Genomic DNA, 13,234 nt, shown 5'->3' on the forward strand with positions numbered 1-13,234 from the left:
TAAAAAAGGGCTTAAAGCCCTTTATTTTAAAATGTATATCTAATGGTTGAGTTTATTTCATAATCATTTGTAAGTTTTGTGCCAAAGCTTCTTTCAACACTTAAATTCAATCTTAAATTATCGCTAAATGTATATGCTGTGCCAACGCTTACAAATCCTCTATCGCTAGCTCCTAATTTGCTTTTTACCTTAGCATTTACTCCTTTTATAATATCGCCAATTAAAAGGTCTGCTTCTTTAGTTTGAGTATCAATTACTGCCCCAACACCAGCTCTAAATGTAAAATCATTTACGCTATAACCTGCAAATATTTGTGGTTTAAATATTAATGGAGAGTGAGCATCTACATTTATTTTAAACTTATTAAAGATTTTTAAGCTTGATTCGTATTTGCCGATATATCCAGTGATTATCTCAAGGCTTGGTTCAAGATAAAAATTATTATTTACATTAAATCTATATCCACCCTCTGCACTAACTAAGAATGAATTTTGAGATTTAACATCAACAAATTTACTATCATAACTACTTCTTATATATTTTAATACCAAATCAGCAAAATATCCATCATTGTGAATATAACTTAAATACGCTCCTACGCTAGTATCTTTTGCTCTTACACCTGCATTGATTTTATCATAGCCAAATAGCACACCAGCAAGAATATCAGCATTATTTAAGCTAGTTTTTTTATCTGCACCAATTTGGGTTGAATAGTAATTGAAATTATTGTTACCATTGCTAAAACGACCACCATAAATTCTAAACCAAGTCCCAATATCCGCATTTAAACCACGCACTTCACCTAAACGCTTATTCATATTATTGATTTGAACATTTAAAGTGCTTAGAGCTTCTGCTGTTATATCGTCTTTTTTCTCATCTAAAATTGTTGTAGCTATTTGATTTGCTAAGGTTTGTGCTTGTGCTTTTACTTCAGGAGCTGCATTGCTTAAATCTCCATTGTGTGAAGCTGCTAAACTGATTAATGCGTTAGCGTGAGTTTGAGTATTAGCCGTATAAATACCACTTGACATTAATTGGTCTTTAACTTTTTTACCTTCTTCTGTATTGTTTGTAATATTTGCTTCAATACTTTCTAATTCTTTTTTTAAGTTTTCTAAATCTTTATTAGCTGTATTTAATCCATTTATAGCTTCATTTAAATTTATATTTGCTAAATCAAGCTCAGCTAGAGCATCTGCTTGTGCTTTATTAGCATTAGCTACAGCCAACTTAGCATCTTCGTAATCTTTAACTGCTTGTTCTAAATTACTTTTAGCTATCATTTTTTCTGCTGTTTTTGTTTCTAAATCTTTTTGAATGTTTGCTAATTCTAATTTTTTATTATCATATAATGATTTATCATTCAATTGTTTTTGTTCTGTTGAATATTTTTGATTTTCTAATTCTTTTGCTTTAAGTCTTGCATTTGATAGTTCTTTGTCTGCTAAATCTCCAGCTATTAATATATCTTTATTTTTTTCGTCTAAATCATTAATTGCTTTTTTAGCTTCATTTAATTCAGTTTCCTTTGCTTGTAATTGATCTTTAAGAAGTATTTTTTCTTCTTCACTTGCTTTTTGAAATTTTTCTTGCAACGCTAAATGTTCTTTTCCTATTTCATCTTCTTTTTTTACTAATTCATTTTTTTGCTTATTTGCTTCCAAAACTTTTGCATGTGCTTCATTGCGTTTTTTCTCTATAGTAACCACTTCTTGTTTTGCAGTTTTTAACTGTTCATCTAATTTAGGTAATTCTATTTCATATGATTTAATTTTTATTTCTAAATCACTTATTGTACTTGTTAAAATTGTATTTTTATTACTTAAATCATCAACAGTGCCAGTTAAACCTTGTAATTCCACATTAATTTTGTTTTTCAATGATTCTTTATTAGATTCTTCTAGTTTTAATTCTTTTACCTTACTTACAGTACTGTCATAAGCTTTTTGCTTTATATCTTTTGTATCTTTTGCAGAAGTTAAAATTTTATTGGCATTATCTATTAGAGTATTTTGCTCTTTAATCTTGCTTTCTAACTCTGTTTTTTGACTTAAAAAAGTTTCTAAACTATTACTTAAACTATTTTCTACTGCATATACATTTGTCCCTAGTAGTGCCACTGCACAAACCGATGAAAATAATACTTTTTTCATAATTTCTCCTTATTATAAATTCCATCTAAATATAATATTTTTTTGTAAATTTTATTAGATTATTAGGAAAAAATTATTATAGAATAATAAAATTTATTATTTATTAATTTTAATGATAATATTTTTTGAAGAAAACTCACATTTTAAATCATCAACAACATAAGTTAAATCATCAATTATTTGAGTAAAACCATTTTGAGTTTTTGAGTAATTTTTCTTAGAAAATATATTTTTACATAAAATTATATCTTTTAATAAATCATCATAATACCATTTGCCAAAGAATTTTTCATTAAAGCTTTTTTTGGTATAGCATTCGTTGTTAAAACATATTTTTTCATTGATTTTAAAAGTATTTATGTATTTTCCAAGTGTATATAAATCAAGACTTAAATCACCTTTATTATCCTTTAAAAAACCTTGTCCTTTAAACTTAATAATATCGCTTTTAATAGTTAGATTTATAGTTGTAGTTGGAATTTGCTTAGCACAAGAGCTAAAGAATAGGGCTAAAATTAGCCCTAAGTAAATCTTATTTACCATTTAAAAAATCTCTTAAATTATTCACCATCATTGCCACTAGCCTTGTAACACACTCACAAGCAGTCCAAGCTATGTGTGGGGTGATTATTAGATTTTGCTTTTTGCTTATGTTTAATAAAGGATTATCAGCACTCATTGGCTCAACTTCTACAACATCAAGCCCAACGCGGATATTTTTACTATCAATTGCTTTTGCGAGTGCTACTTCATCAATTATCCCGCCACGCCCAAGATTTAGCAAATACGCATTATCTTTCATCATTGTTAGTTCTTTTTCGCTGATTAATTTATATGATTTGTCGTTAAGTGGAGCGTGAATGCTTATAATATCGCTATTTTTTAGCAATTCTTCTAAGCTAACTTTTTTAAAATCAGCATTGTTATTATTACCACTAAGACTTGTATAAATCACATTAGCACCAAACATTTGTGCTATTTTTGCAACTTCTTTTCCAATAGCTCCAAGTCCTATAATTCCCCAAGTTTTGCCTTCTATTGTGTAAATTCTTCTTGAATAATCGCAAAATAGTTCGCTCTTAGCCCAATTGCCTTTTTTTGTGTAGTCATTATAATAAAGAGTTTCGTTCATTAATGATAAAAGTAGAGCATAAGTATGTTGAGCCACACTTTTTGTGCTATAACCTGCTACATTTTTAACTACGATATTAAATTCTTTTGCTGCAACCAAATCAACCGTATTCATACCCGTTGCACTAATTAAAATTAGTTTTAAATCAGGGCAAGCTTGCATAACTTCACGGCTCATTTTGATTTTATTAATCACTGCTACTTCGCATTTTTCTAATCTTTTTACTACTTCATTAGGCGATGATTTTTCATATAATACAACTTCGCCAAATTCTTTAAATGCGTCAATGTTTTCTCCACCTAAGGTGTTTGCGTCTAAAAATACAATTTTCATTCTTTCTCCTTTTTATAAATTAAAGCATTTTTTATCTCATCAAGATTTGTTATAAAACCACGATTAATTAGATTAATAACATCGCTAGATGCAAAGACTAAACTAGCTATTTTGTCAATATGTTTTAAAAACTCATCTTCTTTTATAAAATCACTTATTTTAGTAGGTAAATTGATTTCTTTGTAAAACTTAAGCAATTTTTCATATTCATTATATTTTTTCTCAATTAGTAATTGGACTAAAATACCAAATGCTACTAATTCTCCGTGCAAGAAGTTTTTTTCTATTTCTTTAATATAACTTATCGCATAGCAAGTTGCGTGAGCAAAAGCCCCATTATATTCAATATTAATTGAGCGTGAAACATAACCAGTATTTACTATTATTGACATTACGACATTTTTAAAACTCAAATCATCATTTAAAGATTTTGCATATTCATAGTTTAAATCTACGCACAAATTACTACAAATTTTGCCAAAAGAATTTGAGTAATTTACGCCTATATTATTAGCTTTTGCATATTTTAATTGCAAATCAAATTCGTAAAATTTCGCCATCGTATCGCCAATACCTGCTATTAAATACCTTTTAGGAGCGTTTTTAATAGTTTCTAAATCTATAAAACATTTAAAAGGCGGTTCTTTAAAAAGCGCTAATTCTTTAAACTTTTCATCTTCATAAATAACAGATAGAGCAGATACAGCAGCACAAGTTGCAGCGATTGTTGGTATAGTAATTATTTTTAGATTAAAAGCATTTGCTATGTATTTTGAAGTATCTAAAACCTTACCACCACCAATTGCTAAGACTAAATCAAATTCTAAGCCTTTGCATTCATTTATAATTTTATTAATATCATTAAACGAGCATTCTTTAGTATGCGTTAGATGATAATTGCCACTAATTGCGTATTCTAATTTATCTTTAAATTTCGCAAATGCCGTAACTCCAGCAATAACTAAAATATTTTTATAATTTTGTAATTCTTGTTTTAAATTCTTTTTAATATCAAAATCAACTACAAATGAAGTAAGACTTAGAATTTCTTGCATATTTTTCCTTTATTTAATAATGTGTCCTACGAATTGTGCGTAATTATCTATAATAGTTCCACCTTTTCTAAATCCAAGTCCGCACGCTTCGTAGGCAAAAAATACCCCAGCTTGATAGAACTCGCCATTATATTCGTTAAGTTCTGCAAATTCTTGATAAATAAATCCGTTATTTTCATAATCTCCATTATTTTTTGTAATTATTTCGCCATTTTTGTCCAAAATCGTAACATTTGCACCTTCACGACCAAAAAACGGCTTTTTAACTTGTTTAGTATTTTCAAGTGGTAAAAAGCTAGTTTTTAATAAATATTTATGATTTGGATAAAGCTGCCATAAAATCTCTAAAATAGCCTTGCTTTGAAATAATAATGTATAAGCAGGATTTAGGATAATTGCTTTTTGATTTTTAATTATTTTTGTTAGTAAATGTGCTAATTCGCTTTCTTCAATAGCTATTATTTCCCAAGGAATTAGCATAAAGCAAAACTCATAATTCTCATCAGCTAAAAACACTCCATCTTCGCTAAATTCAACATCTTCAATATAAGCAAACTCGCATTCATATCCAGCGTCTTTTGCCATTTGCATAAGTAATCTTGTAGTTAGCTCTTCTTCAGTATTTTTTACACTTGTAAAAAGTATTTTCCAGCCTTCATATACTTCATCAAAATTACTTACATCTTCATCTAAAGTTGATAAGCGTTTAAAATTATCAACGATTGCTTCATAAGTGTGATTGAATTGATTGCTTTCATCTAAATTATTTATTCTTAATTGCTCAAATTGTAAAATCGCCGTTTCAAAAAGTGCCGTTGGAGTATTTGCATTAAACTCAAGCAATTTAATAGGTAAATTATCAAGCCCACCAGCTAAATCAAAACGCCCATATAAATGCCAATGAACTTCATTTTCCCAAGATAATTTCACAACTTCGTGTAAATTAAAAGGAATGCCAAGTTTATCTAAAAGATTATTATCAATTACATAAGAACCTGCGTTTATAAACATATCATATAGCTCATTACAAGCGTTATAATAATTATTTGCTTCATCTTCGCTAATTATTATTAATTTATCATCTACATATGATTTTTTATCTTCATTTGTATGCCAAGTAAAACCCATATTTTCTAGCTTTTCAGTGCTTAGTTTTTGAATATTTAAAAATTTCATTTTTCTCCTTTTAATAAAAGCTGATTTTAACAAACATTGATAAAGCTTTTATGATTAATTTTTTTTTGATATTATGAAATGTATTTCGTGAGTGGTCTTGACACTCTTAAAAGCAGAGTTTTACTCTGCTTATCAAATCTTCATTAAAATCACTTATCAAATCATCTAAAAATCTTTCTAAATTTCTTGGATTTATACTGATATAGCAATTTTCATATAATTTATAACTAATATTAGAATATTTGTTATTTCTCATTTTTAATAAATTCTCAAAATGACTTGCACGATTTCTAAGACTTAAAAATAGTTTTAATAATGCTTTATTTTTATTATCTAAAAATATATTAGTCTTTTGCCCGTTTATTATTATGTAGTTTTTATTATTCTTATCAAATCTTTTTAAGTCTAAATCTGAAAATATATACTTCTCAATTTTTTCATCTTCAATAATCTTAATTATCGTTCCTAGCGTAAGATTGCTTAATAATTCATCTTTTGTAGGTGTTCTTTTTTTGCTTTTATATAATTTATTTATTTGTTCTTTTATACTTTCATTTTCGTAATCTAAAAGCCAATCATCATTATTAAACTTTTTTGCCAAAATATCATTTAAATAATTTCTTAAAGTTATTTCTAAAATGCCTATTTTTGGGGATAATTTTGAAATTAATTTAAGATTTTTAAAATGCTCGTCTAAGTCTTTATAACTTTGTAATCTTGTATTTGATAAGCACTTTATTAAATCTAATCTAAAATTATTTTTTACACTATCCACAAAATCCCCTTATTTTCGGTATTAAAAAACATTTTAATATAAAAAAATAAAATTGGAACACCTTTTGCTAAAACTTGCTTAGAGAATTTAATTACAAGGATATAAAAATGATGAGATCACTTTGGTCTGGAGTATCAGGTCTTCAGGCACACCAAATAGCAATGGACGTAGAAGGTAATAACATAGCAAACGTTAATACAACAGGCTTTAAGCACTCTCGTGCAAATTTTAGCGACTTGATGAACCAAACAAGCAAAGTTGCAACAGCTCCACAAGGAGAGCTAGGTGGTAAAAACCCTATGCAAGTTGGACTTGGAACTCAAATTAACTCAATTACTAAGATTTTTGCTCAAGGAAGTATCCAAACAACAAAGAAAAACACAGACTTAGCTATCCAAGGCGATGGATTTTTCGTAGTAAGCCCTGATGGTGGTAAAACTTATAAATATACAAGAAACGGGGACTTCGTTCGCGATGCTTATGGTAACTTCGTTGATAATAATGGTTATATAGCACAAGGCTGGTTAAGAGATGAAGTTACAGGCGAAGTTGATACGACTTCTCCAATTAGAAATATAGTAATAAAACCAGGTCTTACAACCCCTGCAAATCCTACAACATTAGTTAGCTTAAAAGCAAACCTAAATTCAGGTAATAGCATAGGTGATAAAAAAACTCCAATCTATCAGCTAGATAGCAATCACGAATGGACTAATATAAACGGCGATGGTATTAAGGTTGATGCAGGTGTGCATAAAGAAAACGATGTTTCACAAAATAGCTTTATTACAAACAAAAATGGTGAATTACGCTTAAATGAGCGTGGCGTTGATATGGGGGTATTATTCAATGCTAGTGGAGAAAGTCTTGGGCTTAGAAAAGGTCAAGGAATTTGGGTTAGTTATGCAGAAGCTAGAACTGGGCAATTAACATTGGGTGCTAATAATAATCAAATTGATAACAATGGTAAATTTGCTGCTGCTGCTACATTAAATATAGAAATTAATGGCACTCAAATAGCTGCTAGTGTTTCAACTGTAGCTGATATAGCAACTGCTATTAATGGAGTAAGTGGTAAAACAGGTGTAAGAGCTGATATAGTAAATGGAAATAGACTTATTTTAGTAAATGATAATAAGCAAGGCACAACAGCGGCTATGAAGAATATAATTCTAAAAGCAGGAAATGGTGGTCAAGCTGATAACACCGGTTTATTAGCAAATGGAAATGTATTAGACCATAATGATGGTAATGGTGCTAGTATTAAAGTAGTTACTGCTTATCAATATACTTATGATCCAAACCCAACTAATACAGCACATTCACTAAATGCTAATATGGAAAGAACATTTAATACCACAGAAGATTTAAGAGAAGCTATGCAAAAAGATGCAAGGCTTTATGTAAATTACGATGGAAGACAAGTAACTGATGCTGATTGGGGCACAAATGGGACTAAAAATGATGGAGTTGAAATCATAGTAGATGCTAAAGGACAATTCGTTATCAAAAATCCTAAAGGAGACGCATTTAATGCTGATGATGGTGATGTATTTGATATGAGCACAGAAGCAATCAACGAAAGAGCTAGAATTAAATATAATAATCAACCAGGACATGGTTTAAACGCATGGGATCAATTAACAGCACAAGAACAAGCTACATTTATAGAGCAAAACCCTGATGTAAAAACTCCGGCAAATGCAAACAACAATGAAGATGACTTCAATATGTTCTTAAGCATTAGCAATCTAACAAATCCGGCAAATAATGTTAATGAAAACGATAAGTTTATGAAAACAATGCAAGGTATGCAAGGAGCACTTACAAGTGGAGATGGAATTCGTCAAACTCAAGGGCTTTATATGAGCGCACATAGTTCAAGTATTGATATATTTGACTCACTTGGGACAAAACACTCAATCAAATATGACTTTACAAAAATCGGCTACACAGATGATGGTGGCACAGAGTGGGGAATAGTAATTCAAGTTCCAGAGCCTTGTGAAATCAACATTAGTGGCGAAGGTCCAAAAAATGTCCTAACAGGAACAATTAGATTTAATAGCGATGGTTCATTACAAGGATTTAGCCCAAGTTCAGTAAGCTTTACAGCAAACAACGGCTCAACTCCTAATCAAAACATAGATTTTTATTTCGGTAATCCAAATGATTTTGATGGAATTACAAGTTATGATAGAGAGAGCAATACAAGTGGTATTTCTCAAGATGGTTTTAGTGGTGGGGACTTAAACGGAATTAGAATTGATGAAAGCGGAACAATCATCGGAAGCTTTACAAATGGTAGAAGCTTTGGTCTAGCACAAATTGCGATGGCGACATTTACAAACAACGAAGGTTTAGAAGCTGAAGGCGGCAATGTTTTCACTCAAACATCAAACTCAGGTGAGCCAGTAATCGGAGCTGCTACAACAGGTGGTCGTGGTAAAATCCAAGCAAGTAGCCTTGAAATGTCTAACGTTGATTTAAGCACATCACTAACAAACTTAATCGTAATTCAAAGGGGTTATCAAGCAAACTCTAAGACAATTACTACAAGTGATCAAATGCTTAACACACTTTTACAATTAAAACAATAATTCTTAGGATTTAAGCTTAGCCTTAAATCCTATTTAAAATTTCAAAATTTTCATTATAATAATTAAAATTTATAAAGGATTTTTATGCTTTTTATTTATTATAAAGACAATTTAAATGTATTAAAACGCACTATTAATATCAATGAAGAAATACCTGAAAATACTTTATGGGTAGATTTGTTTAATTTCAACCTAGATGAGATTGCTTATATAGAAAATAATTTTAATATTAAAATTCCAAACGATGATGAAAAATACAACATAGAAGAAAGTGCGAGATATTGGGAAGAGCAAGATACTATTACTATTAATAATGTGTTTTTAAATAAAGACGCTCTAAATCAAACAACCACTACAAAAGATACGATTACATTTTTACTAAATAAAAAAGTATTATTTACAATCCGTGCTAGAGAAATTCCGACCTTTGCTTCTGTAGAAAACATAATTCTAGCAAATCCAACTCATTATAAAAGTGGCTATGAGATATTAAGCGAGATTTTTGATATGAGAGTGGATAAAGATGGAGATGTGCTAGAGTGGATTGATAAGGTTTCAAGATTGCTAAAAACCGAGATTTTAGAGCAAAAAAATGCTCTTGATTATGATTTTTACCTTGCTAAGATTTCAAATCTTCAAGATTTAAATATGCAGATTAGGTATTCGTTATTTGAGAAGAAAAAGACCTTATCATCACTTATTAAAAGCGATAAAATAGGCGTTCATATTAAAGAGAATTTAGACATAATTTTAAAAGATTTAAATTCTTTAATAGATTTTAGCCTTTCGCAACTTGGGATTTTAGATAATATACAGACGATTTTAACTAGCAAAATTGACATAGAACAAAACAAAATCATAAAGCTTTTTACCGTTGTTACCGTTGCTATGATGCCGCCTACTTTAATAGGGACAATTTATGGAATGAACTTTGAGAATATGCCTGAATTAAAATTCCAATATGGGTATTTTATAACCTTGAGCCTAATGATAATCTCTACAATAATACCTATTATATTTTTTAAGAAAAAACGCTGGTTGTAAGGGTGGATTTAAAACAATCATAAATATTTTTTATGATAGTTTTTTGATTTTGCTTAGTTTTTATAAAAAAGGTGCTAAGAATAGCACCTTAAAATAATTACAATAAAAATATATCGCTAAAATCTAATTTATGTTAAATTATTTATTTTGCTATGATTTATAGTGCTAATGCAAGTTGGAATTAATATATTTTTATCTTTTTATACACTAGCACTAAATCATTTTTGATATGACAATCTCTGCAATCTTTTAAAACCCCTTGCAATGCGTAGTTTTTATAAATCAGTTCTAAGACTTCATCATTTGCAAGGCGTTTAATAATATCAAGCGTTAGATTTTTATCTTCTTTACTTGGTTTTTAAAATCTATTTTAAAGCCTTTAAAAATACGGATTATTATTTGTTGTAATTGTTACATTCATATTTGTTACTTTTGTAATCGTTATCTTATAGCATATTAAATTATCAAGCTTTTAGCGAAATCTCTTAATCTAATTCTTTTAATCTTTTAAATACTGATAAAATCTCTGGTTTGTCTAACTCTTTTTCCATTTTTGCCATAGTTTGACTGACTAATCGTCTTTCTTCTTGGTATTCTTGTGTTTTTAAATTTTTATCTATATATGGATTTTTCACAGCGTTATCAAAATTAAATTCTTTCATCTTAACTCCTTTTATAATCGTTATCTTATACTAAATATGTTTAAATTATAAAGTTTTAAAGAATTTAAATTGGGAAATTGATTTTTAAATTTAAAAAAGGGAGCGAGTGCTCCCCTTAGGATTATTGCAATAACCTTAGTCATTTTTTAAGATAGCTAATGCTATCTTAAAAACTTCAATTATTAACGCAATAATCTTTAATGCGTTTTTAAAGGTGCATTGCACCTTTAAAACTATTGTAATAATCTCATTACGTTTTGTTGAACAGCGTTAGCTTGGCTCATTGCATATACACCTGATTGAGCTAGGATTTGGTGTTTACTAAATGTAGCACTCTCAGATGCAAAGTCAACATCTCTAATATTACTTTCAGCTGATTTAACATTTACTTGAGTAACTGAAATATTATTAACAGTTGAAACAAGTTGGTTTTGGACAGAACCAAGGTCACTTCTAATTGCTTCAAGAGCTTTTTGAGCAGTTTCAGCAATATTCATCATAGCTTGTGCACCTTTTAATGTCATAACACCTGCTGCGTAGCCGTTTTGGTTATCGCCATTATCTCCTGCTTGCCACTCTTCGTTATTAAAGCCCATAGCATCTGCTTGAGCTCTACTAATTGTTGCATTAGTTTCTCTTAAGCTTACTGTTGCTTCACTAACATTTTTATCAAATCCTAAAGCTGAGTTTGATACGAAACCATTAGCATCTTTAACTTCAACTTGAATATCTCTTCCGTTGTTTGCTACTAGGCTTAATCTTCCCATATTAGTTGAGTTAGTTGTATTTAGTCCTATAATTGAGCTAAGACCTGCGTTATCAGGCTCATTAAGTCCAGCTTTAACACCAGCGAAGAATTGTAAATATGAGTGAGCTACCATACCTTGTTGAGCTTCTGCTGTATTCATTGCTTTACCATCTGCTGCATTCACAACTTCTTCTAATTTTTTAGTTAATTTATCTATAGTAGCGTTAGCATCAGCCTTAGTTGTTTGAGTTTTTAAACTATTAAACAAATCGGTAATTTCTTTAGCAGTAGTTGGATTAGCACCATTATTAAATGCTGTATTTGCTAATCTTGCCGCACCTATAGCAGCCACATCAAGATTAGCAAAATCTACTTCTTTAGTCCCTGCAGCCTTAGCTGCTTTTACATAAGCATCTACATCAGTACCTAATGTTTTTACCGCTGCCATATTTGTAGGTGTAGTTTGAGCAGCAGCAGCTAATTTTTTCTGTAATTTATCAAGCTCGTCATTTACAGTTTTTACATCATCTTTTTGTTCATAAGCTGCAAGATTACCTAATTCTTTATTAGCAGCAGTTGTTGTTGTTTTTGCATAATCTTGAGCTGCAGCTGTTATAGCAGTTTGTAAATCATCTTTATTAGCTGCTAGAATTGCAGCACTATGAGCAGTATTAAAAGCATCTAGCTTATCAGTAATATCTGCAAAATTAGTAGAATTTTTGATTATATCCTTAAGTTTTTCAGCAGCAGCATTACCCTTAACTTTATCTAGATCTTTACCTGTATCGGCAGTTCCACCTATATAAGCATCTAAAGCCTTAATAGCTGCATCTTTAAATTTATCTAAAGCCTTTTGCTCTTCTGTATGGAAAGCATTATAAGCATTACTTGCAGCAGTAGCTTGCTTAGTCTTAGTTAAACCATCGTTGTAAATAGCAGCATCTTGCACTCCATGAGCATTCTTAACATCTCCGAAGCTATTTTCTCCAACTAAAATACTACCATTAGCCCCGTTAGCATTCCAAGCATCTGCTGTACTTAAATCCACACCTTTTTTATTGTTGCCATTTACTGCATCTCTTACTACTAAAGAATGAACATCATCTGCACCATTAGGAACCTTCACATTATCCTCAACCTTAATCCCTCTACCATCTCTATTAGCTAAAACAAGTCTTCCTTTAGTATCTACAGAAGCCTCAACCCCTGTTTGATCTTTAACAGCATTAATAGCAGCTCTTAAAGCACCATTAGCGTCTTTTTCTTGAACGCTTACTGTTCCGATTTTTACACCATTAATTGAGAAATTTGAAGTAGTTTCACCAGCTTTAATAGGTTGCTCAAATGTTGAAATAGCAGTTACACTAGCTTTAATACCTGTCTTATCACTAGCTTTGTTGATTGCTTCTGCTAACGCTCCAAGACCTGTGCTAGCACTCACATCGCCTTTACCATTTGTAAGTTTTACAGGTTCTATTGTTACATCATTAATACCATCAACATTTTTAAATGTTACACTAGCAGTTCCTGTTAAATCCGCCGCTCTCACA

Annotated in this window: 10 protein-coding genes and 1 pseudogene; 2 read left to right on the forward strand and 9 right to left on the reverse strand. The window is 30.1% G+C overall.

The genetic code is table 11. From position 1 onward, the window contains the following. Window positions 1-26: 26 nt before the first annotated feature. The 6 genes from AVBRAN12654_RS08770 to AVBRAN12654_RS08795 all read right to left on the reverse strand — a co-directional run bounded on the left by AVBRAN12654_RS08770 (window position 27) and on the right by AVBRAN12654_RS08795 (window position 6,630). The gene (locus AVBRAN12654_RS08770; RefSeq protein ID WP_336614312.1) at window positions 27-2,159 is read right to left on the reverse strand and encodes an autotransporter outer membrane beta-barrel domain-containing protein; all 2,133 of its coding nucleotides are present in this window, start codon (window positions 2,157-2,159) and stop codon (window positions 27-29) included. A 96-nt stretch (window positions 2,160-2,255) separates the two neighbouring features. Further along, window positions 2,256-2,702 (reverse strand): hypothetical protein, encoded by a 447-nt coding sequence (locus tag AVBRAN12654_RS08775; protein ID WP_336609061.1) that lies wholly within the window; start codon window positions 2,700-2,702, stop codon window positions 2,256-2,258. Next, window positions 2,692-3,624 carry a D-2-hydroxyacid dehydrogenase gene (locus AVBRAN12654_RS08780; RefSeq protein WP_214118912.1) on the reverse strand — a complete coding sequence of 311 codons (933 nt, stop codon included), beginning with the start codon at window positions 3,622-3,624 and terminating at the stop codon, window positions 2,692-2,694. Before AVBRAN12654_RS08780 ends, AVBRAN12654_RS08775 begins: the two co-directional genes overlap by 11 nt. Beyond that, window positions 3,621-4,679 (reverse strand): iron-containing alcohol dehydrogenase, encoded by a 1,059-nt coding sequence (locus AVBRAN12654_RS08785; RefSeq protein ID WP_336614313.1) that lies wholly within the window; start codon window positions 4,677-4,679, stop codon window positions 3,621-3,623. Before AVBRAN12654_RS08785 ends, AVBRAN12654_RS08780 begins: the two co-directional genes overlap by 4 nt. Window positions 4,680-4,688: 9 nt before the next feature. Continuing rightward, window positions 4,689-5,855, reverse strand: a complete 1,167-nt coding sequence (locus AVBRAN12654_RS08790; RefSeq protein ID WP_336614314.1) for a glutathionylspermidine synthase family protein — start codon at window positions 5,853-5,855, stop codon at window positions 4,689-4,691. Window positions 5,856-5,961: 106 nt separating this feature from the next. After that, entirely contained in the window at window positions 5,962-6,630 is a 669-nt protein-coding gene (locus AVBRAN12654_RS08795) for a hypothetical protein (RefSeq protein ID WP_214118900.1), read from the reverse strand. A gap of 107 nt (window positions 6,631-6,737) precedes the next feature. On the opposite strand from AVBRAN12654_RS08795, the gene flgE reads away from it, so the two are divergent. After that, the gene (gene flgE, locus AVBRAN12654_RS08800) at window positions 6,738-9,230 is read left to right on the forward strand and encodes a flagellar hook protein FlgE (RefSeq protein ID WP_336614315.1); all 2,493 of its coding nucleotides are present in this window, start codon (window positions 6,738-6,740) and stop codon (window positions 9,228-9,230) included. 84 nt (window positions 9,231-9,314) lie between these two features. Then, window positions 9,315-10,274 carry a magnesium/cobalt transporter CorA gene (gene corA, locus AVBRAN12654_RS08805; RefSeq protein WP_239803124.1) on the forward strand — a complete coding sequence of 320 codons (960 nt, stop codon included), beginning with the start codon at window positions 9,315-9,317 and terminating at the stop codon, window positions 10,272-10,274. A gap of 181 nt (window positions 10,275-10,455) precedes the next feature. Here corA and AVBRAN12654_RS08810 read toward each other — a convergent pair. From AVBRAN12654_RS08810 to AVBRAN12654_RS08820, 3 genes and pseudogenes are all read right to left on the reverse strand, one after another. Continuing rightward, a pseudogene (locus AVBRAN12654_RS08810) lies at window positions 10,456-10,611 on the reverse strand (type II toxin-antitoxin system mRNA interferase toxin, RelE/StbE family); the annotation flags it as partial. Window positions 10,612-10,759: 148 nt separating this feature from the next. Continuing rightward, window positions 10,760-10,936, reverse strand: coding sequence for a hypothetical protein (locus tag AVBRAN12654_RS08815; protein ID WP_336614316.1), 177 nt, complete (start codon window positions 10,934-10,936; stop codon window positions 10,760-10,762). A gap of 233 nt (window positions 10,937-11,169) precedes the next feature. Beyond that, window positions 11,170-13,233, reverse strand: a complete 2,064-nt coding sequence (locus AVBRAN12654_RS08820; RefSeq protein ID WP_336614317.1) for a flagellin — start codon at window positions 13,231-13,233, stop codon at window positions 11,170-11,172. Between the last annotated feature and the right edge of the window lies 1 nt (window position 13,234).

The sequence above is a fragment of the Campylobacter sp. RM12654 genome (assembly GCF_020137585.1).
GTDB lineage: Bacteria > Campylobacterota > Campylobacteria > Campylobacterales > Campylobacteraceae > Campylobacter_E.

Coding starts and splice junctions, on each gene's coding strand:
- AVBRAN12654_RS08770 (WP_336614312.1), bottom strand. CDS start 2,159: ATGAAAAAAGTATTATTTTCATCGGTTTGTGCAGTGGCACTACTAGGG.
- AVBRAN12654_RS08775 (WP_336609061.1), bottom strand. CDS start 2,702: ATGGTAAATAAGATTTACTTAGGGCTAATTTTAGCCCTATTCTTTAGC.
- AVBRAN12654_RS08780 (WP_214118912.1), bottom strand. CDS start 3,624: ATGAAAATTGTATTTTTAGACGCAAACACCTTAGGTGGAGAAAACATT.
- AVBRAN12654_RS08785 (WP_336614313.1), bottom strand. CDS start 4,679: ATGCAAGAAATTCTAAGTCTTACTTCATTTGTAGTTGATTTTGATATT.
- AVBRAN12654_RS08790 (WP_336614314.1), bottom strand. CDS start 5,855: ATGAAATTTTTAAATATTCAAAAACTAAGCACTGAAAAGCTAGAAAAT.
- flgE (WP_336614315.1), top strand. CDS start 6,738: ATGATGAGATCACTTTGGTCTGGAGTATCAGGTCTTCAGGCACACCAA.
- corA (WP_239803124.1), top strand. CDS start 9,315: ATGCTTTTTATTTATTATAAAGACAATTTAAATGTATTAAAACGCACT.
- AVBRAN12654_RS08815 (WP_336614316.1), bottom strand. CDS start 10,936: ATGAAAGAATTTAATTTTGATAACGCTGTGAAAAATCCATATATAGAT.